At 58.6% G+C, this 26,846-nt stretch carries 22 protein-coding genes and 1 pseudogene; 15 read left to right on the top strand and 8 right to left on the bottom strand.

Translation table 11 applies throughout. The features are described from left to right. Both yagE and GVO84_RS02640 read right to left on the bottom strand, forming a co-directional pair. The gene (yagE, locus tag GVO84_RS02645; protein WP_159515418.1) at nucleotides 1–909 is read right to left on the bottom strand and encodes a 2-keto-3-deoxygluconate aldolase; all 909 of its coding nucleotides are present in this window, start codon (nucleotides 907–909) and stop codon (nucleotides 1–3) included. Between the two features lie 242 nt (nucleotides 910–1,151). Continuing rightward, nucleotides 1,152–1,604, bottom strand: a complete 453-nt coding sequence (locus GVO84_RS02640) for a YhcH/YjgK/YiaL family protein (protein WP_159515417.1) — start codon at nucleotides 1,602–1,604, stop codon at nucleotides 1,152–1,154. Nucleotides 1,605–2,279: 675 nt separating this feature from the next. On the opposite strand from GVO84_RS02640, the gene arcA reads away from it, so the two are divergent. From arcA to GVO84_RS02615, 5 genes are all read left to right on the top strand, one after another. Further along, nucleotides 2,280–3,500, top strand: a complete 1,221-nt coding sequence (gene arcA, locus GVO84_RS02635) for an arginine deiminase (RefSeq protein ID WP_159515416.1) — start codon at nucleotides 2,280–2,282, stop codon at nucleotides 3,498–3,500. Between the two features lie 10 nt (nucleotides 3,501–3,510). Then, complete coding sequence (arcC, locus tag GVO84_RS02630; RefSeq protein ID WP_159515415.1) at nucleotides 3,511–4,422, top strand: carbamate kinase; 912 nt, start codon at nucleotides 3,511–3,513, stop codon at nucleotides 4,420–4,422. Between the two features lie 128 nt (nucleotides 4,423–4,550). Beyond that, on the top strand, nucleotides 4,551–5,555 hold the full coding sequence (argF, locus tag GVO84_RS02625; RefSeq protein WP_159515414.1) for an ornithine carbamoyltransferase: 1,005 nt from the start codon (nucleotides 4,551–4,553) through the stop codon (nucleotides 5,553–5,555). Nucleotides 5,556–5,602: 47 nt separating this feature from the next. Beyond that, nucleotides 5,603–7,006, top strand: a complete 1,404-nt coding sequence (locus tag GVO84_RS02620; protein ID WP_121424897.1) for a YfcC family protein — start codon at nucleotides 5,603–5,605, stop codon at nucleotides 7,004–7,006. Between the two features lie 75 nt (nucleotides 7,007–7,081). Further along, nucleotides 7,082–7,561, top strand: coding sequence for an arginine repressor (locus tag GVO84_RS02615; protein ID WP_023334317.1), 480 nt, complete (start codon nucleotides 7,082–7,084; stop codon nucleotides 7,559–7,561). Nucleotides 7,562–7,564: 3 nt separating this feature from the next. Here the strand turns inward: GVO84_RS02615 and GVO84_RS02610 are convergent. Continuing rightward, nucleotides 7,565–7,682 (bottom strand): annotated as a pseudogene (locus GVO84_RS02610) (hypothetical protein). On the opposite strand from GVO84_RS02610, the gene GVO84_RS02605 reads away from it, so the two are divergent. The 5 genes from GVO84_RS02605 (at nucleotide 7,662) to gbpA (ending at nucleotide 11,258) form a co-directional block, all read left to right on the top strand. Continuing rightward, nucleotides 7,662–7,766 (top strand): pyrBI operon leader peptide, encoded by a 105-nt coding sequence (locus GVO84_RS02605; protein WP_022646880.1) that lies wholly within the window; start codon nucleotides 7,662–7,664, stop codon nucleotides 7,764–7,766. The pseudogene GVO84_RS02610 and the gene GVO84_RS02605 overlap by 21 nt on opposite strands. Nucleotides 7,767–7,800: 34 nt before the next feature. Beyond that, nucleotides 7,801–8,733, top strand: a complete 933-nt coding sequence (gene pyrB / locus GVO84_RS02600) for an aspartate carbamoyltransferase (protein ID WP_025759900.1) — start codon at nucleotides 7,801–7,803, stop codon at nucleotides 8,731–8,733. Between the two features lie 12 nt (nucleotides 8,734–8,745). Continuing rightward, on the top strand, nucleotides 8,746–9,207 hold the full coding sequence (gene pyrI, locus GVO84_RS02595) for an aspartate carbamoyltransferase regulatory subunit (RefSeq protein ID WP_023310197.1): 462 nt from the start codon (nucleotides 8,746–8,748) through the stop codon (nucleotides 9,205–9,207). Nucleotides 9,208–9,281: 74 nt separating this feature from the next. Further along, nucleotides 9,282–9,668 carry a 2-iminobutanoate/2-iminopropanoate deaminase gene (ridA, locus tag GVO84_RS02590; RefSeq protein ID WP_014882305.1) on the top strand — a complete coding sequence of 129 codons (387 nt, stop codon included), beginning with the start codon at nucleotides 9,282–9,284 and terminating at the stop codon, nucleotides 9,666–9,668. A gap of 138 nt (nucleotides 9,669–9,806) precedes the next feature. Next, entirely contained in the window at nucleotides 9,807–11,258 is a 1,452-nt protein-coding gene (gene gbpA, locus GVO84_RS02585) for an N-acetylglucosamine-binding protein GbpA (RefSeq protein ID WP_159515413.1), read from the top strand. A gap of 95 nt (nucleotides 11,259–11,353) precedes the next feature. Here the strand turns inward: gbpA and GVO84_RS02580 are convergent, their stop codons facing one another. Together GVO84_RS02580 and mgtA are read right to left on the bottom strand one after the other, a co-directional pair. Further along, nucleotides 11,354–13,738 (bottom strand): beta-N-acetylhexosaminidase, encoded by a 2,385-nt coding sequence (locus tag GVO84_RS02580; protein WP_159515412.1) that lies wholly within the window; start codon nucleotides 13,736–13,738, stop codon nucleotides 11,354–11,356. A 222-nt stretch (nucleotides 13,739–13,960) separates the two neighbouring features. Continuing rightward, a complete protein-coding gene (mgtA, locus tag GVO84_RS02575; protein WP_159515411.1) occupies nucleotides 13,961–16,669 on the bottom strand; it encodes a magnesium-translocating P-type ATPase in 2,709 nt (902 codons plus the stop codon). Nucleotides 16,670–17,060: 391 nt separating this feature from the next. On the opposite strand from mgtA, the gene treR reads away from it, so the two are divergent. From treR to nrdG, 5 genes are all read left to right on the top strand, one after another. Next, nucleotides 17,061–18,008: a trehalose operon repressor TreR gene (gene treR / locus GVO84_RS02570; RefSeq protein ID WP_159515410.1), complete on the top strand. Its 948-nt coding sequence runs from the start codon at nucleotides 17,061–17,063 to the stop codon at nucleotides 18,006–18,008. Between the two features lie 129 nt (nucleotides 18,009–18,137). After that, a complete protein-coding gene (gene treB / locus GVO84_RS02565) occupies nucleotides 18,138–19,556 on the top strand; it encodes a PTS trehalose transporter subunit IIBC (RefSeq protein ID WP_193940877.1) in 1,419 nt (472 codons plus the stop codon). A 51-nt stretch (nucleotides 19,557–19,607) separates the two neighbouring features. Next, a complete protein-coding gene (treC, locus tag GVO84_RS02560; protein ID WP_159515408.1) occupies nucleotides 19,608–21,251 on the top strand; it encodes an alpha,alpha-phosphotrehalase in 1,644 nt (547 codons plus the stop codon). 376 nt (nucleotides 21,252–21,627) lie between these two features. Further along, complete coding sequence (nrdD, locus tag GVO84_RS02555; protein WP_159515407.1) at nucleotides 21,628–23,766, top strand: anaerobic ribonucleoside-triphosphate reductase; 2,139 nt, start codon at nucleotides 21,628–21,630, stop codon at nucleotides 23,764–23,766. Nucleotides 23,767–23,872: 106 nt separating this feature from the next. Further along, nucleotides 23,873–24,337: an anaerobic ribonucleoside-triphosphate reductase-activating protein gene (gene nrdG / locus GVO84_RS02550; RefSeq protein ID WP_159515406.1), complete on the top strand. Its 465-nt coding sequence runs from the start codon at nucleotides 23,873–23,875 to the stop codon at nucleotides 24,335–24,337. 3 nt (nucleotides 24,338–24,340) lie between these two features. On the opposite strand, the gene GVO84_RS02545 is transcribed toward nrdG, so the two are convergent. From GVO84_RS02545 to GVO84_RS02535, 3 genes are all read right to left on the bottom strand, one after another. Continuing rightward, a complete protein-coding gene (locus tag GVO84_RS02545; RefSeq protein WP_120159597.1) occupies nucleotides 24,341–24,625 on the bottom strand; it encodes a type II toxin-antitoxin system RelE family toxin in 285 nt (94 codons plus the stop codon). Further along, nucleotides 24,615–24,857 carry a type II toxin-antitoxin system RelB/DinJ family antitoxin gene (locus GVO84_RS02540; protein WP_063144050.1) on the bottom strand — a complete coding sequence of 81 codons (243 nt, stop codon included), beginning with the start codon at nucleotides 24,855–24,857 and terminating at the stop codon, nucleotides 24,615–24,617. The genes GVO84_RS02545 and GVO84_RS02540 overlap by 11 nt, the downstream gene beginning before the upstream one ends. A 77-nt stretch (nucleotides 24,858–24,934) precedes the next feature. Further along, complete coding sequence (locus GVO84_RS02535) at nucleotides 24,935–26,845, bottom strand: BglG family transcription antiterminator (protein ID WP_159515405.1); 1,911 nt, start codon at nucleotides 26,843–26,845, stop codon at nucleotides 24,935–24,937. Nucleotide 26,846 lies beyond the last annotated feature (1 nt).

Below are 26,846 nucleotides of genomic sequence, written 5' to 3'. Positions count from 1 at the left end.
TCAGCAAAGCTTGAGCTGTTGCAGCAGGGTTTTCAGCTGCGCCTTGCGCGGCTCGTCCAGCGGCGAGGCGGGCGGCAGCACGTGCGTAGAAATCGGGCGGCCGCAGAGCACGATCGCCTCTTTAATCACGTTCACAAACGGCGTATCCAGCTGATACATCTGCGGAATTTGCAGCAGGGTCTGATGATGCCCGGCCGCTTTCGCCACGTCCCCGTCGCGCCAGGCTTTCAGAAGATTCACCGACACCTGCGGGGCAAAGTTGCCGCTCGCCGAGATCGCCCCGTCGCCGCCGAGCAGCAGGGTATTGAACAGATGATCGTCGTAGCCGCAGAGTACGGTGAATTGCGGATGGGCACCTTTGACGGTATGGATCATGCTGCGCAGGTGGGCGACGGAATCGATGGTGTCTTTGATGCCGATAATATTGCTGCGCGAGTCGGCAAGGACTTTCACCAGCGCCGGGGTCAGATCCTGCCCGGTCAGCGCCGGGAAGTTATAAAGCATCACCGGCAGCGTGACGCTGTCGGCCACCTGCTCGAAGTAGCGGATCAGGTTCGCTTCCGACACTTTCCAGTAGTAGGGGTTAATCACCACGATGCCGTCCGCGCCCGCCTGCTGCGCGTGCTGGCTGAGTTCGATGGTTTCCCGGGCGTTAGTGCCACCGGTGCCGATCAGCACCGGCACGCGACGATCGACATGATCGATAGCAAAGCGCGCAATGGTTTTACGCTCTTCGGCGCTGAGCTGGGAGAACTCGCCGCCGCTGCCCAGGAAGAACAGGCCGTCAACGCCTGCCTTGATCAGATCGTCGATCAGCGCGGCGGTGCCTGACTTATCTAGCTGGCCGTCGGCGGTAAAGATGGTGGAGACAGGGGGAATGATTCCCGTGAACAACGCGGACTGCGGCATGAGATCTCCTTGCTGAATCATTTTGTTCTACATTATAGAACAGCGTTCATTAATTTAACGATCATACTATGACGCAGAAAAAGGAGAGGTAAATGGGAAGGGAAGAGGGAGTGCGGGAAATTTAAGCTGGATCACATATTGCCCCTCACCCCGGCCCTCTCCCCAAAGGGGCGAGGGGGAAAAGATGGCTCGGTGCAGTTCCCTCTCCCCTTTGGGGAGAGGGTTAGGGTGAGGGGTAAGGGTTACTCCACTAACATTTTAACAACCACTTTCCTGACCTTAGCAGGCGCCCCAACCGCGCACAGCGGCTTATGCACTTCACCCGGCCAGAACACCACGAAATCCCCTTCGCTCAGCACCACAGTTTTCTCCTGCTCGCCTTCCGGCAGGAAGGCGATGTCTTTATCCGCCAGCCAGTCGGTGTCGAGCGTGCCGTGCGGGAGGGTGCTGAAGGTCATCCCTTCCTGTCCTTTCATCACAATCTGAATATCCAGATAGCGTGCATGGTACTCGGCGCGGCGCTCGGCGAACGGCTGGGTCATGTCTTCAGAGACCAGAAAAAACAGGCTGCTGCCGTTGATGTCGTGTTTCCCGAGCGGCGTGGCGTCGGTGACGTGGGCTTTAACGTGCTCAATCGCCTGGCGCAGATCGTCAGGTAGCCAGGACTGCAGATGATGGATGTTGCCGATAATCATGTTTTAACCCTCAACATAAAACAACGTTTCATTTTTATCTTTTATACGAGAATCCCGGCTGCCATACCAGCCCTTTTTGGACGAGGTTTGCGCGAGCGCATGTTTATCGGGAAAGGTGTTAATTTGCTGTTAACCCTGCCCAGGCATTTATGCAGGGGTTATGCATAACCTCGATCCGCGCTTATCGCACGGCTGTTCTAACCTCTTGATCATGCTCTCTAATTAACAAAACCCCCTGCCGCCTCACACTTTACTGTTTTGATAATTCGTTCTAAAAATCCATAATTATTTATTGATTTTTCTTAAGTCAAAAATAGTTAATTACGTTAATTGCATAGCCATTCTTGAACATGATTTTTATCATTTAAATTCAGCCACATAACAAATTATTTCAAAAGATTAAAATCTACAAAATAATAACAACCTCAAATAATGCCACCGGATCCTGCTTAGCTATTCACCCCTCAATAATATGAAATTAATCATTATCTGATGCGAATCATGCAAATGAAAACAAACCCCTTAATATCCGTTTTCGCGTGAGCAACATCACAATACGGATTATTTAACTGCCTAGTATGAATCACGAAATCAATTGAGCTTAGCCGCCATGCAATTAAATACATCACATGGCGCATGCCCTTTTTATTCTGAAAAACAGTTAAAGGAATAATTATGGAAAAGCATTACGTCGGTTCTGAAATTGGTCAATTGCGTAGCGTTATGCTGCACCGCCCAAATTTAAGTCTGAAACGCTTAACGCCATCAAACTGTCAGGAGCTGCTTTTTGATGACGTACTCTCGGTTGAGCGGGCGGGCGAGGAGCATGACATCTTCGCAAACACGCTGCGCGAGCAGGGTGTGGAAGTCCTGCTGTTGACCGACCTTCTGACACAAACCCTTGATATTGCAGAAGCGAAAGCCTGGCTGCTGGATACGCAAATCTCCGACTATCGCCTCGGACCGACCTTTGCCGGCGACGTGCGCGGCTGGCTGGCGGATATGCCGCACCGCGAACTGGCGCGCAGACTGAGCGGCGGATTAACCTACGGCGAAATTCCGGCGGCCATTAAAAATATGGTGGTCGATACCCACACGGCGAATGATTTTATTATGAAGCCGCTGCCGAACCATTTATTTACCCGCGACACCTCGTGCTGGATTTATAACGGCGTCTCTATTAACCCAATGGCCAAACCGGCCCGTCAGCGTGAAACCAATAACCTGCGGGCAATATATCGCTGGCACCCGGCGTTTGCCGACGGCGATTTTATTAAGTATTTCGGCGACGAGAATATTAATTACGACCACGCCACCTTAGAAGGCGGCGACGTATTGGTTATTGGTCGCGGCGCGGTCCTGATCGGCATGTCCGAACGCACGACGCCGCAGGGCGTGGAGTTCCTCGCCAACAGCCTGTTCAAACACCGTCAGGCCGAGCGTGTGATCGCCGTTGAGCTGCCGAAACACCGCTCCTGCATGCACCTCGACACCGTCATGACCCACATCGACGTGGACACCTTCTCCGTCTACCCGGAGGTGGTGCGCAAGGACGCCCAGTGCTGGACGCTCACCCCGGACGGACGCGGCGGCCTGCTGCGCACGCAGGAAACCGATCTGCTGCACGCCATCGAGAAAGCGCTCGGCATTAACCAGGTGCGCCTGATCACCACCGGCGGGGATGCCTTTGAAGCGGAACGCGAGCAGTGGAACGACGCCAACAACGTGCTGACCCTCCGCCCGGGCGTGGTGATTGGCTACGAGCGCAACGTCTGGACCAACGAGAAGTACGACAAAGCGGGCATCACCGTGCTGCCCATCCCTGGTGACGAACTCGGACGCGGCCGCGGCGGCGCGCGCTGCATGAGCTGCCCGCTGGAACGCGACGGAATTTAAAGGAGCCATCATGGAACGAAAACCCACTCTGGTTGTGGCCCTTGGCGGCAACGCGCTGCTCAAGCGCGGCGAGCCGCTGGAAGCGGAGATCCAGCGCCAGAACATCGAGCAGGCCGCCCGCACCATCGCCGGGCTGACGGCACAGTGGCGCGTTGTGCTGGTGCACGGCAACGGGCCGCAGGTCGGGCTGCTGGCGCTGCAGAACAGCGCCTACGACAAAGTGACGCCCTACCCGCTGGACGTCCTCGGCGCCGAAAGCCAGGGAATGATCGGCTACATGCTCCAGCAGGCGCTGAAAAACAATCTGCCGCAGCGCGAGGTGAGCGTTCTGCTCACCCAGGTAGAAGTGGACGCCGCCGACCCGGCCTTCAGCAACCCGACCAAGTACATCGGCCCGGTCTACAGCGAAGCCCAGGCAAAAACGCTGGCCGCGGAGAAAGGCTGGGTGTTTAAGGCCGACGGCAGCTACGTCCGCCGCGTGGTGCCGTCGCCGCAGCCGAAGCGCATCGTTGAGAGCGACGCCATCACGGCGCTGATCCAGCGCGACCACCTGGTGATCTGCAACGGTGGCGGCGGCGTGCCGGTGGTGGAACACGCCAACGGCTATCGCGGGATCGAGGCGGTAATCGACAAAGACCTCTCCGCCGCCCTGCTGGCGAGGCAAATCGAGGCTGACGCCCTGCTGATCCTGACCGATGCCGACGCGGTGTACCTCGACTGGGGCAAGCCGACCCAGCGCCCGCTGGCGCAGGTGACGCCGGAGCTGCTCAGAGGCATGCAGTTCGACGCCGGATCAATGGGGCCGAAAGTGGCCGCCTGCCGCGAGTTTGTTGAGACCTGCAACGGCATTGCCGGGATCGGCGCGCTGGCCGACGGCGCGGAGATCCTCGCGGGCGAGAAAGGCACGTTGATTCGTAATTGAGCACACTCTCCCCTCACCCTAACCCTCTCCCCAAAGGGGAGAGGGGACGATTACACCCTCTCCCCTTTGGGGAGAGGGCCGGGGTGAGGGGTAAGGTCTTAGACATTAATTTAAAAAGGATTTCCCACATGACCATCAACCTGAAAAACCGCAACTTCCTGAAACTGCTGGACTACACCCCGGCGGAGATCCAGTACCTGATCGACCTCGCCATCGAGCTGAAGGCGGCCAAAAAAGCCGGGCGTGAGAAGCAAACCCTGGTCGGGAAAAACATCGCCCTGATCTTTGAAAAAACCTCCACCCGCACCCGCTGCGCCTTTGAAGTGGGCGCGTTTGACCAAGGCGCGCAGGTCACTTACCTCGGCCCAAGCGGATCGCAGATCGGTCATAAAGAGTCGATGAAGGACACCGCCCGCGTGCTGGGCCGTATGTATGACGGCATCGAATACCGCGGCTACGGGCAGGCCATCGTCGAAGAGCTGGGCGAATACGCGGGCGTGCCGGTGTGGAACGGCCTGACCGACGAGTTCCATCCCACCCAAATCCTCGCCGACCTGATGACCATGCTGGAGCACGCGCCGGGCAAAACCCTGCCGGAGCTGAGCTTTGCCTATCTCGGCGACGCGCGTAACAACATGGGCAACTCGCTGATGGTCGGCGCGGCCAAGATGGGGATGGATATCCGCCTCGTCGCGCCGAAATCCTTCTGGCCGGAAGCCGGGCTGGTCGAGCAGTGCCGCGCCATCGCCAAAGAGACGGGCGCGCGCATCACCCTCACCGACGATGTGGAAGAAGGCGTGCGGGGCACCGATTTCCTCTACACCGACGTGTGGGTCTCTATGGGCGAGCCGAAGGAGGCCTGGGCCGAGCGCGTCAGCCTGATGAAGCCGTATCAAATCAACGCGGACGTAATGAAAGCCACCGGCAACCCGAACGTCAAGTTTATGCACTGCCTGCCGGCGTTCCACAACGAGCACACCAAGGTGGGCCGCGAGATCGAGATGGCGTACGGCCTGAAGGGGCTGGAGGTGACGGAAGAGGTCTTCGAATCACCGAACGCCATCGTCTTCGACGAAGCAGAGAACCGCATGCACACCATTAAAGCGGTCATGGTGGCGACACTCGGCGACTAATCACCGCCCGGCGCGCCGCGGGGTGCGCCGGGTTTAAGGAGCACATCATGGGCAAGTTTAAGTTTCCCTCCGCTTACACCATTCTCTTTTTTCTGATTGCCGTTGTGGCGGCGCTGAGCTGGGTCGTCCCCGCCGGTCAGTACCAGATGGCGATGAACGAAACCCTCGGTAAAGAAGTCCCGATTGCCGGAACGTACGCCCACGTGGCGGCGCATCCGCAGGGGCTGGTTTCCGTCCTGATGGCGCCCATCGCCGGGCTGTACGATCCGGTTTCAGGCCAGGCCGGGGCGATCGACGTGGCGCTGTTTATCCTGATCATCGGGGGATTTCTCGGGATCGTCACCAAAACCGGGGCGATTGACGCCGGGATCGAGCGCGTCACCACCCGGCTGCGCGGGCGCGAGGAGTGGATGATCCCGATCCTGATGGCGCTGTTTGCCGCAGGCGGCACGATTTACGGCATGGCCGAGGAGTCGCTGCCGTTCTACACCCTGCTGGTGCCGGTGATGCTGGCCGCCCGGTTCGATCCGGTTGTCGCCGCCTCCACCGTGCTGCTCGGGGCGGGGATCGGCACCCTCGGCTCCACCATCAACCCGTTCGCCACGGTGATCGCCGCCAACGCCGCCGGGATCCCCTTCACCAACGGCATCGCCCTGCGCGTGGCGCTGCTGGTCATCGGCTGGATCATCTGCGTGGCGTGGGTAATGCGTTACGCCCGCAAGGTGCGCCAGGATCCGTCGCTGTCGATCGTCGCAGACAAACAGGAAGAGAACCGCGCCCATTTCCTCGGCGACAAGGGCGAACAGTCGCTGGAATTTACCCCGGTGCGCAAAATCATCCTGGTGATCTTTGCCCTCGCCTTCGCGGTGATGATCTACGGCGTGGCGGTGCTGGGCTGGTGGATGGCGGAGATCTCGGCGGTGTTTCTCGCCAGCGCGATTATCGTCGGCCTGATTGCCCGCATGAGCGAAGAGGAGCTGACGTCGACGTTTATCAACGGCGCGCGAGATTTGCTGGGCGTCGCGCTGATTATCGGCATCGCGCGCGGTATCGTAGTCATCATGGATAAGGGCATGATTACCCACACCATTTTGCACAGCGCCGAGGGAATGGTTACCGGGTTGTCGACGGTGGCGTTCATCAACGTGATGTACTGGCTCGAAGTGGTGTTGTCGTTTCTTGTGCCTTCTTCGTCCGGCCTTGCCGTTCTGACGATGCCGATCATGGCACCCCTTGCCGATTTCGCTAACGTCAACCGCGACCTGGTGGTCACGGCTTACCAGTCGGCGTCCGGCATCGTTAACCTGGTCACTCCCACCTCTGCCGTCGTGATGGGCGGGCTGGCTATCGCCCGCGTGCCCTACGTGCGTTATCTGAAATGGGTGGCGCCGCTGCTGGGGATATTAACGGTGGTGATTATGGTGGCGTTAAGCCTGGGGGCGATGTTGTGATGTTTTGAAGTTGTAGGCCCGGTAAGCGTAGCGCCACCGGGCGTTTTGTTTCAGCCACTTACATGGGAAATAGTTATGACGGAATATGGTGATTACTCTCCAAAAGAACAGCTTCAGCTGACGGTCTGCCAGCGCCTGATCGCAGAAAAGAGTTATCTCTCTCAGGAGGAGATCCGCCGGGATTTGCAGGAGCGTGGTTTTGAGACCATCAGCCAGTCCACCGTTTCACGTCTGCTTAAATTGCTCGGTGTCATAAAAATTCGAAATGCCAAAGGGCTAAAGATTTATTCGCTGAATCCCCAGCTGCGCCCTGCCCCCGACGCCGCGCGTACCGTGTCCGAAATGGTGGTCAGCGTCGAGCATAATAGCGAGTTTATCCTTGTTCATACCGTCGCCGGATATGGCCGCGCGGTGGCGCGTATTCTGGATTATCACCAGCTACCGGAAATTTTAGGCGTGGTGGCTGGCAGCAGTATCGTCTGGGTCGCGCCCCGGGTCGTGAAGCGCACCGCACTGGTGCATAAGCAAATTAATTATTTACTCAGAACGCATTAATATTCATAAAGAACCGTTTGCATTGAGTAAAGCGTGCATTAAATCGCTTGATCCGAAAAGCGAGCTGCGTATAATGCCCGACAATTTGCCGGGAGGAAGCATGGTCAAGCGTGTACGACATAACGTCTTACCGCGTCTGAAATCAGACGCTGGCCTGCCGTTTTTCTTCCCGTTGCTAAACCTATTCCCAGAGCCCCTCATTTGAGGGGCTTTTTTTTGCCCGGCGTCAGGAGATAAACATGAATCCGCTTTATCAAAAACACATCATTTCCATAAACGACCTCAGCCGCGAAGAGCTGGAACTGGTTCTGGAAACCGCGGCAAAACTGAAGGCCAATCCGCAACCGGAGCTGCTGAAGCACAAGGTGATTGCGAGCTGCTTCTTCGAAGCCTCGACCCGCACCCGCCTCTCCTTTGAAACCTCCATGCACCGCCTGGGCGCGAGCGTGGTGGGGTTCTCGGACAGCAGCAACACGTCGCTGGGTAAAAAAGGCGAGACCCTGGCGGATACCATTTCAGTGATCAGCACCTACGTCGACGCGATTGTGATGCGTCATCCGCAGGAGGGCGCGGCGCGTCTGGCGACCGAGTTTTCCGGCGGCATTCCGGTACTGAACGCCGGTGACGGTGCCAACCAGCACCCGACGCAGACCCTGCTGGATCTGTTCACCATTCAGGAGACGCAGGGCACGCTCGAGAACCTGAATATCGCCATGGTCGGCGACCTGAAGTACGGCCGCACCGTCCACTCCCTGACCCAGGCGCTGGCGAAATTTAACGGCAACCGCTTCTTCTTCATCGCGCCTGACGCGCTGGCGATGCCGCAGTACATTCTCGACATGCTGGATGAGAAAGGCATTCAGTGGAGCCTGCACGCCAGCATCGAAGAGGTGATGAGCCACGTGGATATTCTCTACATGACCCGCGTGCAGAAAGAGCGTCTGGACCCGTCCGAATACGCCAACGTGAAGGCGCAGTTCGTGCTGCGCGCCAGCGACCTCGAGGGCGCGCGCGACAACATGAAGGTGCTGCACCCGCTGCCGCGCATCGATGAGATCACCACAGACGTGGACAAAACGCCGCACGCCTGGTACTTCCAGCAGGCCGGAAACGGCATCTTCGCCCGCCAGGCGTTACTGGCACTGGTTCTGAATCGCGAATTGGCACTGTAAGGGGAAACGACCATGACACACGATAACAAACTCCAGGTTGAAGCCATCAAGCGTGGCACCGTGATTGACCACATCCCTGCGCAGGTGGGCTTTAAGCTGCTGACGCTGTTCAAACTGACCGAAACCGACCAGCGCATCACCATCGGCCTGAACCTGCCGTCCGGCGAGATGGGCCGCAAGGACCTGATCAAAATCGAGAATACCTTCCTGACCGACGAGCAGGTTAACCAGCTGTCGCTGTACGCGCCGGACGCCACCGTCAACCGCATCGACGAGTATGAAGTGGTGGGCAAATCCCGCCCGAGCCTGCCGGATCGCATCGAAAGCGTGCTGGTCTGCCCGAACAGCAACTGCATCAGCCACGCTGAACCGGTTTCCTCCAGCTTTGCAGTGAAAAAACGCGCCGATGACATCGCGCTCAAATGCAAATACTGTGAAAAAGAGTTTTCTCATTATGTGGTGCTGGCCAACTAATTGAGGTTGGTAAAGGATCCCGGCCTCCCTATAATGGCCGGGACTCTTAAATCAGCTGTTATTCTGGAGAAATCATGACCAAAGTACTCGCGACGGAAAATGCACCAGCGGCTATCGGCCCATACGTTCAGGGCGTTGATCTGGGCAGCATGATCATCACTTCGGGCCAGATCCCGGTGAACCCAAAAACCGGTGAAGTACCGGCCGACGTGGCGGCACAGGCGCGTCAGTCGCTGGAAAACGTGCAGGCAATCGTTGAATCTGCTGGCCTGAAAGTGGGCGACATCGTCAAAACCACCGTTTTCGTGAAAGATCTGAACGACTTCGCGACCGTTAACGCCACTTACGAAGCCTTCTTCACCGAGCACAACGCGACCTTCCCGGCGCGCTCCTGCGTGGAAGTAGCCCGTCTGCCAAAAGACGTGAAAATTGAAATTGAAGCGATTGCCGTACGTCGCTAATTTATTTCAATAAATAAAAGGCAGCGTAAGCTGCCTTTATTATTTCGGCTATTTTTACTCTCTGGATAAAATGACACATAGCCCAGTCCATTATTAGACTCCCCTCTCCTGGTAATATTCTCTAATAATGGATGAGTAATGAAACTTTCAAAAATTGCACTTGCCCTCGCAACAGTGACCGTTGCGTCTTCGGCATTTGCTCACGGATATATTGAATCTCCTGCCAGCCGCGCCTATATGTGTAAGCTGGGCCAAAACGTTGACTGTGGCTCCGTACAGTACGAACCACAGAGCGTAGAGAAAACCTCCGGCTTCCCGTCAGGCGCTGAGCCCGCGGACGGACACCTCGCCAGCGCGGGCATCTCTCAGTATTCTCAGCTGGACAAACAGAGCCTGAACGCATGGACCAAAAACCCGATGACGGCGGGTCCCCATCAGTTCGTCTGGCACCATACGGCCCCGCATAAAACCGTCAACTGGCGTTATTACATCACCAAACAAAACTGGGATCCAAATAAGCCGCTGACCCGCGATCAGTTTGAATTAACCCCATTCTGTACCATCAATGGTAATAGCCAGGCACCAGCGGTAACTCAGCCAATGAATTGTAATGTACCTGAGCGTACCGGCTACCAGGTTATTTATGGCGTATGGGAAATTGCGGATACCACAAATAGCTTCTATCAGGCCATTGACGTTGATTTCGGTAACGGCGGCAACGTTACGCCGGACGAAACGCCAGCGGTTGTTTCCCAGTGGAGCAAAACCCTGAGCGGCCAGATCGCGGGTAACAACCTGAACGCGGGCGATAAAGTGATTGCACGCTTCTTCGACGCGAATGGCGAAGTCACCTCCATGCGTACCGAAATGACCATCGGCTCAGCCGAGCAGGGCGACGCTAACCAGTGGTCTTACGATCTGGCGCAGAAAATCAACACCGCCCAGAGCGACGTGCGCGTCGGCGTGAAGGATGAAGCGGGAGAAATCAGCCCGGTTCATGGCGCAAACAGCGTATTCGTGAAAGACGGCAGCACGCTGCAGTCCGTGGCCGTCTCTTATGAAGAGCAGAAAGCGCAGGTGAATGAGACCATCGCCGTCACCGATCTGCAGTACAGCAAAATCGAGCATGGCAACGCGACCGTGACCTTCCACGTCAACACCAAAGGCGACGTGAATATGGAAGCACACGTGATGAACCACAGCGGTGCGGAAAAAGGCTACCTGAAGCAGGACATGAACAACGCCAATCAGGACGTGACCATGACCCTGAATGACGTGACGCCGGGCCACCACATGCTGAAATACTATGCGACCAACAAAGACGGCACGATGTTCGCCCAGGACGTGCTGAACCTGATGCTGGAAGGCGACGCCGCTGCGGACAGCACCGGTCATCACGACTTCACCTTCCCGGACAATATCGCGTCCTACAAGGCGGGTACCGTGGTGCTGCAGCCGAAAGACGGTAAGACCTACGAATGTAAGCCTTTCCCGTACAGCGGCTACTGCGTGCAGTACAGCTCAACCGCAAACCAGTATGAGCCAGGCGTTGGCGCACACTGGAAAGAGGCGTGGGTGTTGAAGAACTAAGTAGTCTTTTCCCCTCACCCTAACCCTCTCCCCATAGGGGAGAGGGAACCGATCGAGCCCCTCGCCCCTTTGGGGAGAGGGGTTGGGGTGAGGGGCTACTGATTCCGCGTCGCGCGCAGCAGCGTCTCCAGCGGATACACCGCCGCAATCACCACCTCGTCCTGAACCTTTGCCGCGTTATCCAGCTCGCTCTGAATCGACGCAATCTCTTTATCATCCAGCGTGCCCTGGCGCGCCACCAGATCCGTCAGCCTCAGGCCAATCGAGGCCAGCTTATCCACCTCCTGGATCACCGACTTCATCGCCTTCAGCTGATAGCTGTTTTCGCTAAGCGCCAGCGCGTCGCTGGTGTTGCTCTGCCAGCGGTTAAAGACGTGGCGCAGCGCGTCGGCGCTTTCCGTGTCTTCCGCGTCGCTTACCAGGCGGTCCGCCCATTTATTCATCTGGCGCACGGTGGCGCTTTCGGCGTTCAGCGCATCCGCGAAGCGGTTGAGCGGCTCAAACTGATGGTAGTTTCCGGCCTGGAACTTCAGGTGCTGACGGGTGTAATACTGCGCGGGCTCTACCGCCTGCGCGAGGATCTGCAGCGGCAGCGTGTCGGCATTACCGGCGAGGCGCGTGAACTGCACCTGCTGCTGGGTATGCTGCTGCAGCCCGACCGACACTGTCGACCAGCTGTCCATCGCCTGCAGGCGGGTGTACATGTTGTCGACGTCGTTGACGTCCTTCGCCGACCACAGCCGCTCCGCCACCGCAAAGGCGCGCGGCCACAGGCGGATATCCAGCACCGGCGCCACCACGTTCTCCGCCCACAGCGCGGCTTCACCGCCGAGCAGGTTGGCCTGATTCGCCACGTCCGGCACCACCGGCGGAATGCCTTTCGGCACCTCGTCCAGACGCGACCCGCTGATTGGGTATCGCGTGTTCCCCACCAGGAAATAGCCGGTGAGCCTGTCGTTATCAACGGAGACCACCGGGCGCGTTTCTCCCATCCAGGTGTCGACGCTAAACGTGACCTGATTGTCGTCACGCCATTCAATATCCTGCACCGCGCGGCGGGATTTCCCGGCAAAATCAATAAATCCGCGCCAGCCGGCATCCCCTTTCACCAGCGTGAAGCTCCCCTCCACCGGCTTGCCCTTCAGGCGCGGCATGGTGAAGGTCCAGCTCTGGGCGCTGTCGGTGTCTGCAATCACGTCCACGCCGTTCAGCCCCTGCGGGACAATTTCGTTGCGATAGTGATAGGCGGTGGACTGGGGCTGGTCGAGATAGAAGCCCGTCGAGAGAATCCCTTTGTAGCCGTTCTGCGCCACCTGTCCCAGCGCGTCCTGCCCCTGCCAGGACTGGATCAGAATGCTTTTCGGCAGGTCGGGATGGTAGATCTCGTCCCAGCCGACCATCTGCCGGTGGTGCTTCTCGAGGATCGTCTCCAGCTTGCGGTTGAAATAGGCCTGCAGCGCGTGGCTGTCCGCCAGCCTGTTGTCGCGCATGAAATTCTGGATCGCGGCGTTCGCTTTCCACTGGCTGTCGTCCACCTCGTCACCGCCGATGTGCAGATACGGATCGGGGAAGATCGCCGCCAGTTCGCTGACCATCGCGTCGGCAAAGGCATAGGTTGCGTCTTTTGTCGGATCCAGCACCGGCTTCAGCACGCCCCAGTGGCGCTCCATAGCGTACGGCCCCGGGGCGCTCATCAGCTCCGGATAGGCCACGGCAATCGCCGAGGCGTGGCCCGGCATGTCGATCTCTGGCACCACGCGGATGCCGCGTTCGGTAGCGTAACGCACCACCTCACGCATCTGCTCCGGCGTGTAGAACAGCCCGTCGCTGGCAAGCTGCGTCAGCTTAGGGTAGCGCTTCGAGCTGAAGCGCCAGCCCTGATCGTCGGTCAGGTGCCAGTGCAGAACGTTGAGCTTCGCCGCGGCCATGCCGTCGATTTGACGTTTGATATCCGGCAGCGGGATAAAGTGGCGCGCCGAGTCGAGCAGCAGTCCGCGCCACGGGAAGCGCGGCGAATCTTCAATGGTGACCCACGGCAGCGAGGTGTTTTCCGCTCCGTTCTGCATCAGCTGGAGCAGCGTTTCCATAGCGCGCAGCGCGCCGAAGCGGGTGTTAGCGGAGATATCGACGCCGTTGGCGTCCACCGTGAGCTTATAGCTTTCATCGCTGTCCGGCAGCGGCTGCGGCTTGACCTTTTTGGCGATGGCGATGCGGATGGTCGGTTTGTCTGGCTTTTCAGCCTGCGGCTGCAGCGTCCAGCCGGTTTGCAGGGCAATGCGCTGGCGCAGCCGGTTGACGGCGTCGCCGAGATCGTCGCCGCTGACGCTGACGGAGATTTTATCGTTAAGCACCAGCGCGCCCTGGGTCGTCGGGCGTTCAACCTTGGCAGGCCAGGGCATTAAGGGGAGATCGCCTGCCGGTGCGGCAAAGGCTGAGGCGCCGAGCATCAGCCCGGCGGTTAAGAGGCTGTACCGTAACATGAATGTTCCTTATCTGACGGGCCAAATAAAGGCAAAACATTCTGTTAACATGCGCTCAATTTGTCGTCAAGCGAATGCGCCGACGGAGATCACAGGTTGTTGAATTTGGGAGGAAAGCCACGCCCCTCACCCCGGCCCTCTCCCCAAAGGGGCGAGGGTGAAAGGCGGCACCGAGCGGTCCCCTCTCCCTTGCAGGGAGAGGGTTAGGGTGAGGGTGTGTTTTTACTGCCACCCGTACCGACGCGCATAGAATCCTTTCACCATCTGCGTCAGCACCATGTAGCCCGCGAGGATCGCCACCAGCCACGGGAAGTAGCTCAGCGGCAGCGCCTGAAGCTGCAGGTAGCCTGCCAGCGGCGAGAACGGCAGCGCGATGCCGAGCGCCATCACAATGCCCGTCATCACAATCAGCGGCCACGCGGCACGGCTCTGGATGAACGGAATGCGGCGGGTACGGATCATATGCACAATCAGCGTCTGCGACAGCAGACCTACCACGAACCAGCCGGACTGGAACAGCGTCTGATGTTCCGGGGTGTTGGCGTGGAACACAAACCACATCAGGCAGAAGGTCAGGATGTCAAAGATGGAGCTGATCGGCCCAAAGAACAGCATAAAGCGCCCCAGATCCGCCGGGTTCCAGTGCTGCGGCTTCTGGATCTGCTCGTCGTCCACGTTATCAAACGGGATCGCCACCTGAGACACATCGTACATCAGGTTCTGGATCAGCAGATGCAGCGGCAGCATCGGCAGGAACGGCAGAAACGCGCTCGCCACCAGCACGCTAAAGACGTTACCGAAGTTGGAGCTGGCGGTCATTTTGATGTACTTGAGCATGTTGGCGAAAGTGCGACGCCCTTCGATCACGCCCTCCTCCAGCACCATCAGGCTCTTTTCCAGCAGAATGATATCCGCCGCTTCGCGGGCGATATCCACCGCCCCGTCCACGGAGATACCGATGTCCGCCGCACGCAGCGCGGGCGCGTCGTTGATGCCGTCGCCCATAAAGCCCACCACGTGCCCTTCCCGCTTAAGCAGAGTGACGATGCGCTCTTTGTGCATCGGCGTCAGGCGGGCAAACAGCGTGGTGCGCTGGGCAAGCTGCGCCAGCTCGTCGTCGGAGAGATGTTCAATATCGCTCCCCACGACCACATCGCCCGCGTCCAGCCCCACTTCATGGCACACTTTAGCCGCCACCAGCTCGCTGTCGCCGGTGAGAATTTTGACGGTAATACCGCTCGCCTTCAGCGCCTTCAGCGCCGGGGCGGTAGTCTCTTTCGGCGGATCGAGGAATGCGATGTAACCCTCGAGGATCAGATCGGATTCGTCGATACGCTGATAGTCCCCCTCGCGCGCGGGCAGGAACTTGCTCGCGACCGCCACCACGCGCAGCCCCTGACGGTTCAGGTTGTCGGTGACACGTTTAATGCGGCGCAGCATGGTGTCGTCCAGTGGCACGATGTCGCCGTTATAGCGAACCTGCGTCGACACGTTGAGGATCTCCTGCAGCGCGCCTTTACAGATCAGCTGGTGGACGTTCTGCTGCTCGCTCACCACCACCGACATACGGCGGCGCTCGAAGTCGAACGGGATCTCATCCACCTTCTGCCAGCGGCCGGAGAGCGTGCGGGCGGACTCTTCATCCACCCCTTCCAGCACCGCGACGTCGAGCAGGTTTTTCAGCCCGGTCTGGTAATGGCTGTTCAGCCACGCGCTGTGCAGCACGCGCTCGCTGGTTTTGCCGGAGATATCGGTGTGGTTCTCCAGCACGATTTTATCCTGCGTCAGCGTGCCGGTTTTATCGGTGCAGAGGATGTCCATCGCGCCAAAGTTCTGGATGGCGTCGAGGTGTTTAACGATCACTTTCTGTTTAGAGAGCTTCACCGCCCCGCGCGCCAGCGTGGAGGTGACGATCATCGGCAGCATTTCTGGCGTCAGGCCAACGGCTACGGAGAGCGCAAACAGCGCCGCTTCCCACCAGTCGCCTTTGGTGTAGCCGTTGATCAGCAGCACGATCGGCGTCATCACCATCATAAAGCGGATCAGCAGCATGCTGACGCGGCCAATCCCTTTCTGGAAGGCGTTCGGCTCGCTCTCCTGCTCGCTGACGCGCCCGGCAAGCTGACCAAACCAGGTGTTGCCCCCGGTGGCGGTGACAATCGCCTGCGCGGTGCCGCTGACCACCGTGGTGCCCATAAAGCACAGGGTGTCGCACTCGAGCGGGTTCATCTGCTGCGGGTCGCGGCTGCGCGCCACCTTTTCAACGGGCAGGGATTCCCCGGTCAGGGAGGCCTGCGCCACGAACAGATCGCGCGCCTGGATGATGCGTAAATCCGCCGGGATCATGTCACCTGCCGCCAGCTTCACCAGATCGCCCGGCACCAGCTGGTCGATAGGCAGCTCCACCCAGGCGTTTTCGCCGAGATCGTTAATCACGCGCGAGACGGTCGCGGTGTTGCTGACCATCGCCTTCAGGGCATCCGCCGCCCTGGTGGAGCGGGCTTCCTGAATGAAGTTCAGCAGCGTGGAGATGCCGACCATCAGGGCAATGACGCCTGCGGCAAACAGATCTTCCGTCGCGTAAGAGATGAGGCCGAGCACCGTCAGCAGCAGGTTGAACGGGTTGCGGTAGCAGAGCCACAGGTGTACCCACCACGGAGACGGCTTCTGCGCCGGGATCTGGTTATCGCCGTGCACGGCGCGGATTTTTTCCACTTCGGCCGCGTTTAGCCCTTCCGGGTGTCCGCCGAACGCGCGCCAGACTTCGTTTTCATCCATCGCCGCCACGTTCAGGCAGCGTTCGGTCAGAGACGCGGGGATCGCCGCCCCCGCCATGTTTTTGGCGTTTGGCAGCGGGTCGCGCTGAACAAGACGGTGTGGCAGGTGGCGGCTCAGCAGGGCCTGCAGCTGCCGGGTGATATTTTTAAACATAGTCATTCCTCCACATCCGCGAATGCGGACGCAGCATTTCCTTCAGGCGTGGCAAGGCCGTACCTGAGAGGCACTCAATTTTTCAAGCAGGAACGTTTGTGGCGTTGCTGCCTCACATCACCGGTGAGTCAGCAACAGGCTGGCTTACCGGAAAGAACGCATTCTCCCGTTCAGGAGAGGTGTGGGATCGGGATCCATGAAGCCTCCGGTAAGTAAAAAGTAGGGTGTCGCCGCGCAGTATAAGGATTTAAGCGTACCCTTTGTGACGATTCGGGCGGTATTATACCCCCCTGCAAATAAACCGAACGTAAACCAGACTTTGCCCATAGCGAAATCGCGCTATAGCATTAGGCTCAATTCACTACATCGTCGTTGTTACAGGGAATACAGCATGCAGAACCGCCTAACGATTAAAGACATCGCACGTTTAAGCGGCGTGGGGAAATCGACCGTCTCACGCGTGCTGAACAACGAGAGCGGCGTCAGCGAACGCACCCGCGAGCGCGTTGAGGCGGTCATGAATCAGCACGGCTTTTCCCCTTCCCGCTCCGCGCGCGCCATGCGCGGGCAGAGTGACAAAGTCGTCGCCATTATTGTCTCGCGTCTGGACTCTCTGTCTGAAAACCTCGCCGTGCAGACCATGCTGCCCGCCTTCTACGAGCAGGGGTATGATCCGATCATGATGGAGAGTCAGTTCTCTGTGCAGCTGGTTGAAGAGCATCTGGGCATGCTCCAGCGGCGCAATATTGATGGCGTGGTGCTGTTTGGTTTTACCGGCATCAAAGACGAGATGCTCAAACCCTGGCAGCCTTCGCTGGTGCTGCTGGCGCGCGATGCCCACGGCTTTGCCTCCGTCTGCTATGACGACGAGGGCGCGATCATCACCCTGATGCAGCGCCTGTTTGACGAAGGCCATCGCCACATCAGCTTCCTCGGGGTACCGCACGCGGACGTCACCACCGGCAAGCGCCGTCATGAGGCCTACCTGGCCTTTTGCAAAAGCCACAGTCTCTCCGCCGTGGCCTCTCTGCCGGGGCTGGGCATGAAGCAAGGCTACGAGCAGGTCGCCAGCGTCCTGACGCCGCAGACCACCGCGCTGGTGTGCGCCACGGATACCCTTGCGCTGGGTGCCAGCAAATATCTGCAGGAGCAGCGCATCGATAACCTGCAGGTGGCGAGCGTCGGCAGCACGCCGCTGATGAAGTTCCTGCACCCGGAGATCATCACCGTCGACCCGGGCTACGCCGAGTCCGGCAGACAGGCCGCCGCGCAGCTGATCGAGCAGATCAACGGGCGTTCAGAGCCCCGTCAGATCGTTATTCCTGCTCGCCTTTCATAACCCCCGCAAATCAGTTTATTGTGATCTTCGCCCGATTTCGGGAACGTTCCCATTTTCGCCGTCACGCTGAAGGAGTAGGCTTGCGCTCAGGTCATTACACCCCTTCACCATCTGTCATGAGGTTTCATGATGAGTAAAGTCAAACAAGCAGATATCGATCGGCTGATCGTCCTGGTCGGCGGCCGCGAGAACATCGCCACCGTCAGCCATTGCATTACCCGCCTGCGCTTCGTGCTGAACGATCCGGCCAAAGCCAACCCGAAGGCCATTGAAGAACTTTCCATGGTCAAAGGCTGCTTCACCAACGCCGGTCAGTTCCAGGTCGTTATTGGTACCGAAGTGGGCGATTACTATCAGGCTCTGCTGGCGACAACCGGGCATTCTTCTGCTGATAAAGAGCAGGCGAAGAAGGCCGCGCGCCAGAATATGAAGTGGCACGAGCAGCTGATCTCCCACTTCGCGGAGATCTTCTTCCCGCTGCTGCCGGCGCTGATCAGCGGGGGCTTAATTTTAGGCTTCCGTAACGTCATCGGCGATGTGCCGATGAGCGACGGCAAAACGCTGGCGCAGATGTACCCGGCGCTGCAAAGCATCTACGACTTCCTGTGGCTGATTGGCGAAGCCATCTTCTTCTATCTGCCGGTCGGGATTTGCTGGTCCGCGGTGCGCAAAATGGGCGGCACGCCGATCCTCGGTATCGTGCTGGGCGTCACGCTGGTCTCTCCGCAGTTAATGAACGCTTACTTACTTGGGCAACAGGTGCCTGAGGTGTGGAACTTCGGCCTGTTTACCATCGCCAAAGTGGGCTATCAGGCGCAGGTCATTCCGGCACTGCTGGCGGGTCTGGCGCTGGGCTTTATTGAAACGCGCCTGAAGCGCATCGTGCCGGATTACCTCTATCTGGTTGTGGTGCCGGTCTGCTCGCTGATTCTGGCGGTGTTCCTGGCGCACGCCTTTATCGGTCCATTTGGCCGCATGATCGGCGACGGCGTGGCCTTCGCGGTGCGTCACCTGATGACCGGCAGCTTCGCGCCAGTCGGTGCCGCGCTGTTTGGCTTCCTGTACGCCCCGCTGGTCATCACCGGCGTGCACCAGACCACGCTGGCGATTGATATGCAGATGATCCAGAGCCTCGGCGGCACGCCGGTCTGGCCGATTATCGCCCTGTCTAACATTGCGCAGGCATCGGCGGTGACCGGCATCATCATCGTCAGCCGTAAGCACAACGAGCGTGAGATCTCCGTTCCGGCAGCCATCTCTGCCTACCTCGGCGTCACCGAACCGGCGATGTACGGTATCAACCTGAAATACCGCTTCCCGATGCTCTGCGCGATGATCGGTTCCGGTCTGGCGGGCCTGGTGTGCGGTCTGAACGGCGTGATGGCGAACGGGATTGGCGTCGGCGGCCTGCCGGGCATCCTTTCCATCCAGCCCGCGTTCTGGCAAGTATTTGCGCTGGCGATGGCAGTTGCAATTATCGTCCCAATGGCGCTCACCACCGTGGTTTACCAGCGTAAGTTCCGTCAGGGCACGCTGCAGATTGTTTAACGTCTTCTTTCGGGGCGCAGTTGCGCCCCTTCGCATTTGCAGGAACGCACTATGAATACTCTCCCTCAATGGTGGCAAAACGGCGTCATCTATCAGATTTACCCAAAGAGCTTCCAGGACACCACCGGCAGCGGCACCGGCGATTTACGCGGCGTGACGCAGCGCCTGGACTACCTGAAAACCCTCGGCATCGACGCCATCTGGCTGACGCCGTTTTATATCTCCCCGCAGGTGGATAACGGCTACGACGTGGCGAATTACACCGCCATCGACCCGGCCTACGGCACGCTGGATGATTTCGACGAGCTGGTTGCCAGGGCGCACGAGCGCGGCATTCGCATCGTGCTGGACATGGTGTTTAACCACACCTCCACGCAGCACGCCTGGTTCCGCGAGTCGCTGAACAAAGCGAGCCCGTACCGCCAGTTCTACATCTGGCGCGACGGCACCCCGGAGCAGCTGCCCAACAACTGGCGCTCCAAGTTTGGCGGCAACGCCTGGCGCTGGCACGCCGAGAGCGAGCAGTACTATCTGCACCTGTTCGCCCCGGAGCAGGCAGATCTCAACTGGGAAAACCCGGCGGTGCGCGCCGAGCTGAAAAAGGTTTGCGAGTTCTGGGCCGATCGCGGCGTGGACGGCCTGCGTCTGGACGTGATTAACCTGATTTCAAAAGACCAGGATTTCCCGGACGACAACATCGGAGACGGCCGCCGCTTCTACACCGACGGGCCGCGCGTTCACGAATATCTGCAGGAGATGAGCCGCGACGTCTTCACCCCGCGCAACCTGATGACGGTGGGCGAGATGTCCTCGACCTCGCTGGAGAACTGCCAGCAGTACGCGTCGCTCGACGGCAGCGAGCTGTCGATGACCTTTAACTTCCACCACCTGAAGGTGGACTACCCCGGCGGCGAAAAGTGGACGAAGGCGAAGCCTGACTTCGTGGCGCTGAAAACCCTCTTCCGCCACTGGCAGCAGGGGATGCACAACAAAGCCTGGAACGCGCTGTTCTGGTGTAACCACGATCAGCCGCGCATCGTGTCGCGCTTTGGTGACGGAGGGGAATATCGCGTTCATGCCGCGAAGATGCTCGGTATGGTGCTGCACGGCATGCAGGGCACGCCGTATATCTACCAGGGCGAAGAGCTGGGGATGACCAACCCGCACTTCAGCCGCATCACCGACTATCGCGACGTGGAAAGCCTGAACATGTTCGCGGAACTGCGCGCCAACGGCCGCGAGCCGGATGAACTGCTGGCGATTCTGGCGAGTAAGTCCCGTGATAACGGACGAACCCCAATGCAGTGGGACGCGTCGCACAATGCGGGCTTTACCGAGGGCGAGCCGTGGATTGGCGTCTGCGATAACTACGAAACCGTGAACGCCCGCGCGGCGCTGGACGACCCGGATTCGGTGTTTTACACCTACCAGTCGCTGATTAGCCTGCGCAAAACCCTGCCGGTGCTGACGTGGGGAGATTATGAAGATCTCCTGCCGGAACATCCTTCCCTGTGGTGTTACCGCCGTCAGTGGCAGGGGCAGACGCTGATAGTGGCGGCAAACCTGAGCCATACGCCTCAGGAATGGCAGACAGACGCTCTCAGCGGTCAGCCGCAGGTGCTGATAAGTAACTACCCGGCACCGCAAACGACGTCGCTCCGTCCGTTTGAAGCGGTCTGGTGGCTGCAGCAGTAACGTTCCCTGCCGGGTGCCGCCCAGCACCCGGCTTATTTTACTGTTTTTGTTGAATAATTAATCAGATTTTTCTCGCACGCCTTTACAATCGCTGAAGCGCCCGCCGTTTGTACTCTCGTCTTTTTACTTTGTCCTGCATCAAATAAATCGCAAACATGTTTGATGCAAATCACTATATGTAGCACTTAAAATGCACGCCAACCCAACATCTTGTATTTATCGTCTACTATTCCAACAACAAGACGGCGCTTACGCTGGCCGGAATTGTGGATAACACGAGCTGGGAACGCGGGAAGTCTTTGGCCCGGCGGGGAATACGCCCGGTGAATACTTCTCCACCTCTGTGGATAACCTGTTTTCAAAAAATGGAGTGATCATGACACCGCATGTGATGAAACGTGATGGCTGTAAAGTGCCGTTTAAATCAGAGCGCATCCAGGAAGCCATTCTGCGTGCAGCTAAAGCAGCGGGAGTCGATGACGCAGATTACTGCGCCACCGTCGCAGAAGTCGTTAGCAGCCAGATGGACGAACGCAGCCAGGTCGATATCAATGAGATCCAGACTGCGGTTGAGAACCAGCTGATGGCGGGGCCTTACAAGCAGCTGGCGCGCGCCTACATTGAGTACCGTCACGATCGTGACGTGCAGCGTGAGAAGCGCGGTCGTCTGAACCAGGAAATCCGTGGCCTGGTGGAGCAGACCAACTCAGCCCTGCTCAATGAAAACGCCAACAAAGACAGTAAAGTGATCCCGACCCAGCGCGACCTGCTGGCCGGTATCGTCGCCAAACACTATGCCCGTCAGCACCTTCTGCCGCGCGACGTGGTATCGGCGCACGAGCGCGGTGAAATTCACTACCACGACCTCGACTATTCGCCGTTCTTCCCGATGTTCAACTGCATGCTGATCGACCTGAAAGGCATGCTGACCCACGGTTTTAAAATGGGTAACGCCGAGATTGAACCGCCTAAGTCGATCTCCACGGCCACCGCCGTCACCGCGCAGATTATCGCCCAGGTCGCCAGCCACATTTATGGCGGCACCACGATTAACCGCATTGATGAAGTGCTGGCCCCGTTCGTGACGGCAAGCTTCAACAAGCATCGTAAAACGGCCGAGGAGTGGCAGATCCCGGACGCTGACGGCTACGCCCATTCCCGCACCGAGAAAGAGTGCTACGACGCCTTCCAGTCGCTGGAATATGAAGTGAACACGCTGCACACCGCCAACGGCCAGACGCCGTTTGTGACCTTCGGTTTTGGTCTGGGCACCAGATGGGAATCACGCCTGATCCAGCAGTCCATCCTGCGCAACCGTATTTCCGGCCTCGGCAAAAACCGCAAAACGGCGGTGTTCCCGAAACTGGTGTTCGCCATCCGCGACGGCCTGAACCACAAGTTTGGCGATCCGAACTACGACATCAAACAGCTGGCGCTGGAGTGCGCGAGCAAGCGCATGTACCCGGACATCCTGAACTACGATCAGGTCGTCAAAGTGACCGGTTCGTTTAAAACGCCTATGGGCTGCCGCAGCTTCCTCGGCGTGTACGAAGATGAAAACGGCGAGCAGATCCACGACGGGCGTAACAACTTGGGCGTCATCAGCCTGAACCTGCCGCGCATCGCGCTGGAGGCGAAAGGTAACGAAGACGCCTTCTGGACGCTGCTGGACGAACGCCTGCAGCTGGCGCGTAAAGCGCTGATGACCCGCATTGCGCGTCTGGAAGGGGTCAAGGCCCGCGTGGCGCCGATCCTCTATATGGAAGGGGCCTGCGGCGTGCGCCTGAAGGCGGACGATGACGTGTCGGAGATCTTCAAAAATGGTCGCGCGTCCATTTCGCTGGGCTATATCGGTATTCACGAGACCATCAACGCCCTGGCGGGCGATACGCATATGTACGACAGCGAGGCCCTGCGCGAAAAAGGCATCGCCATCGTTCAGCGCCTGCGCGACGCGGTTGACCAGTGGAAAGAGGAAACCGGCTACGGGTTTAGCCTCTACAGCACGCCGAGCGAGAACCTGTGTGATCGCTTCTGCCGTCTGGACACCGCCGAGTTCGGGATTGTGGAAGGCGTGACCGACAAAGGGTATTACACCAACAGCTTCCACCTCGACGTGGAGAAAAAGGTGAACCCGTATGACAAGATCGACTTCGAAGCGGCCTATCCGCCGATCGCCAGCGGCGGTTTCATCTGCTACGGCGAGTACCCGAACATTCAGCACAACCTGAAGGCGCTGGAAGACGTGTGGGATTACAGCTATCAGCACGTGCCGTATTACGGGACCAACACGCCAATCGACGAGTGCTACGAGTGCGGCTTTACCGGTGAGTTCGAATGTACGAGCAAAGGCTTCACCTGCCCGAAATGCGGCAACCACGACGCGGCTCGCGTCTCCGTGACCCGTCGCGTGTGCGGCTATCTCGGCAGCCCGGACGCGCGTCCGTTTAACGCCGGCAAGCAGGAAGAGGTGAAGCGCCGCGTGAAGCATTTGGGGAATGGGCAGATCGGGTAACCCTCTGCCACATTTATGCCCGGTGGCGCTACGCTTACCGGGCCTACAATCCGCAATCACACTGTAGGCCGGGTAAGCGCAGCGCCACCCGGCTTGGTTATCCGCTATGAACTTTCATCAATACTACCCCGTCGACATCGTCAACGGCCCCGGAACCCGCTGCACCCTATTTGTTTCAGGCTGCGTCCACGAATGCCCTGGCTGCTACAACAAAAGCACCTGGCGTCTGAACTCCGGCATGCCGTTTACCGCTGAGATGGAAGACAAGATCGTCAACGACCTGAACGACACGCGCATTCACCGTCAGGGGATCTCACTTTCCGGCGGCGACCCCCTGCACCCGCAAAACGTCCCGGATATCCTGAAGCTGGTGAAGCGCATTCGGGCAGAGTGTACGGGAAAAGATATCTGGGTCTGGACAGGCTACAGGCTGGATGAGCTGAACGCGCAGCAAATGGAAGTGGTGGATCTGATTAACGTCCTGGTCGACGGCAAGTTCGTGCAGGATTTAAAAGACCCGGCGCTGATTTGGCGCGGCAGCAGTAACCAGGTTGTGCATCATCTGCGATGAGCGTTAGAGCCGTTTGTTTGCATCATGATAAACGGCTGCTTTCTCTCTCTTACCGATAGCGATAACAAATACCGTTACAACATTGTCCTGAACCTGATAGACCAAACGATAACCCTGCGATCGGAGTTTTATTTTGTAGCAATCCGGTAGACCATGCAGGCGGGCCGATTCAACCCTGGGGTTCACCAACACGTCCGCAAGTTTCTTCTTAAACTGGTCTTTTACAGTCTCCCCCAGCTTGCTCCACTCCTTTAACGCCCTCGGATCAAATGCCAGTTCATAAGTCATCCAGGCTAACCTTAATTCCCTTTTGCGGATTAGCCAGCCGATCCCGGACTGCCTGTATCAGTTCATCTTCACTGTCGCTAATGGTGACCGTTTTCACGGGCATGCGTCCCGTCTCCGCGACGTACTGAAACAGTAATCGCACGGCTTCCGTTGGGGTGATATTAAGTTTTTCCAGCACGGCATAAGCCTCGTTTTTGAGTTTGTCATCCAGACGGACGTTCAGCGTGGCCATTATGCCTCCGGTAAAATCGAATGTGTAATGCAGTTTAGCATTACATTCGCATTACATCGAATTCTGGATAACGCCTCTCAAAACCGGCTCAAACTCTCCATTGCCACCGCCTTAAACTCGGCAAAATCTCCGCTGCTACACAGCCGCGACATCGCCCGTTCACGCAGGAAGGTGACGAAGATATCGTAAATCGCCATCGCCTCTTCGTATTCGCTTTTGCTGATGGCGAGCAGGAAGATGACGTGCGCGGTTTCGTCGCCCCACTGGACGCCGTGCGGGGCGAGCACGGTATAGACTACCGTTTTCTGCGCCAGCAGGCCGAGGGAGTGCGGGAGCGCAATGCCGTCGCCGAGCATGGTGCTGACGATGGCTTCGCGCTCGACGACGGAATCCAGAAACTCCGCGCCGACAAACCCCTCGCCTTCAAGCTGCGCGCACAGTTCCCGGAAAAGCGTTTGCTGATCAACGGGCTTGTCGATAATGCGGAAATGGGCCGCGTCGAAGTATTTATCCAGCATCCACGGGCGGGTGCGGTCCACCAGCACCAGCTTGCCGATCTGCTCTAACTGATAGTCGGTCGGGAACGGGGCGATCGTCACCACCGGTTTCGACTTTTCGCTGACGCGAGCGGTGGCGATCACAAAGTCTTCGCCAATCGTTTCCGCCAGCTCGTACTCGCGCAGGGTGAGCGTGCGCGTGACCTCAATTTGCGGGTATTTACGCTGCAGCACCGCTTCAATCATGCGGACCATAGCATTACCGGCGTCGCACACCAGCAGCACGCGCGGCTGGCGCTGGTAGCCGATGTTGTAGTGGCGCTCCAGCCCGACGCCAATGTGCAGCACCAGGAAGCCAATCTCGTTTTCGCTGATCACATACGGCGTGTATTTGCCCCAGCTCGACACCGCCGCGAGGGTCATATCCCACGCCATCGGGTAGTGCTGCTTGATGTTATCCAGCAGCGGGTTGGGGATCATGATTTGATACCGCACGCGGGTGATCATGGTTTTGATGTGCGTGAGCAGGTCAGCGTGCAGCTGCGCGTCGCTGAGCAGATTGTAGTTATAGTGGGTGTTGATATAGCGCAGGATGTAGTTGACCAGCGCTTCGTCGTCATCAGCGTTAATGGCGCTCGGGGCAATCTCCTGGATCTGCCGCGCCGCAATGTGCACGCAGAGCCAGCTCTCCTCCGAAGGTGAAAGCGCTTTGCCCGCCAGCTGCTGGATAGTGACGGCGATATCCTTCGCCGCCTCGCGCACGTTCTCTTCCACGTCTTCGGCGTGGAATTCCGGCAGCGGATAGCCCTCGCTGATGCGCCGCACCGACACCGCGCAGTACAGGCGCAGGAACAGCTCGCCTTCATCGGTCAGACGGATGTGATGACGCGTCAGCGCCTCGTGCAGCACGGGCACCATCTGCTCCGCTACGCCTGCATTCAGCGCCACGTCGGTCACCAGCGGGTTCAGGCTGTCCTGCTGCGCCAGCTCCCAGAGCAGATCGGTCAGGCAGGCGCGGGTCGACATCTCGCTGCCAAACAGCTTCATGCCGTGGCGCGGACGCGTTTCAAGCGTCAGGTTATAGCGATGGAACCACTCGCGGACTTCCGCCATGTCGCTTTGCAGCGTGGCGCGGCTGACGAACCACTCGTCCGCCAGGTCCTCGAGCTTAAGAGAAAATGCCGAGGTGAGAAAACGCACCACCAGATAGTGCACGCGCTCCGGCCCGGTCCGGGGAATACGCAGCGCGCGCGGGTGGGATGCCTGCAGCTGCTGGTAGCGCTGGGCATCATCAATTTTGAGCTGATAGCCGTTGCCCCGGCTCAATATAAACTGCGCGCCGTGGCCTGCCAGCAGCGCGTTCAGGGCGGTGATATCGGCACGGACGGTTCGCGTGGAGACCGACAGCCGCTGCGCCAGCTCGTCCTGCGGCAGCGTCTCGTTTTGCAACAGATCGAACAGTTGCGCTAAACGTTGGTTCGGAAATCGCACG

Origin of the sequence: Enterobacter sp. SM3 (assembly GCF_009811935.2) — a bacterium.
Taxonomy (GTDB): Bacteria; Pseudomonadota; Gammaproteobacteria; order Enterobacterales; family Enterobacteriaceae; genus Enterobacter; species Enterobacter asburiae_D.
This window is presented reverse-complemented; position numbering and strand designations above follow the sequence as displayed.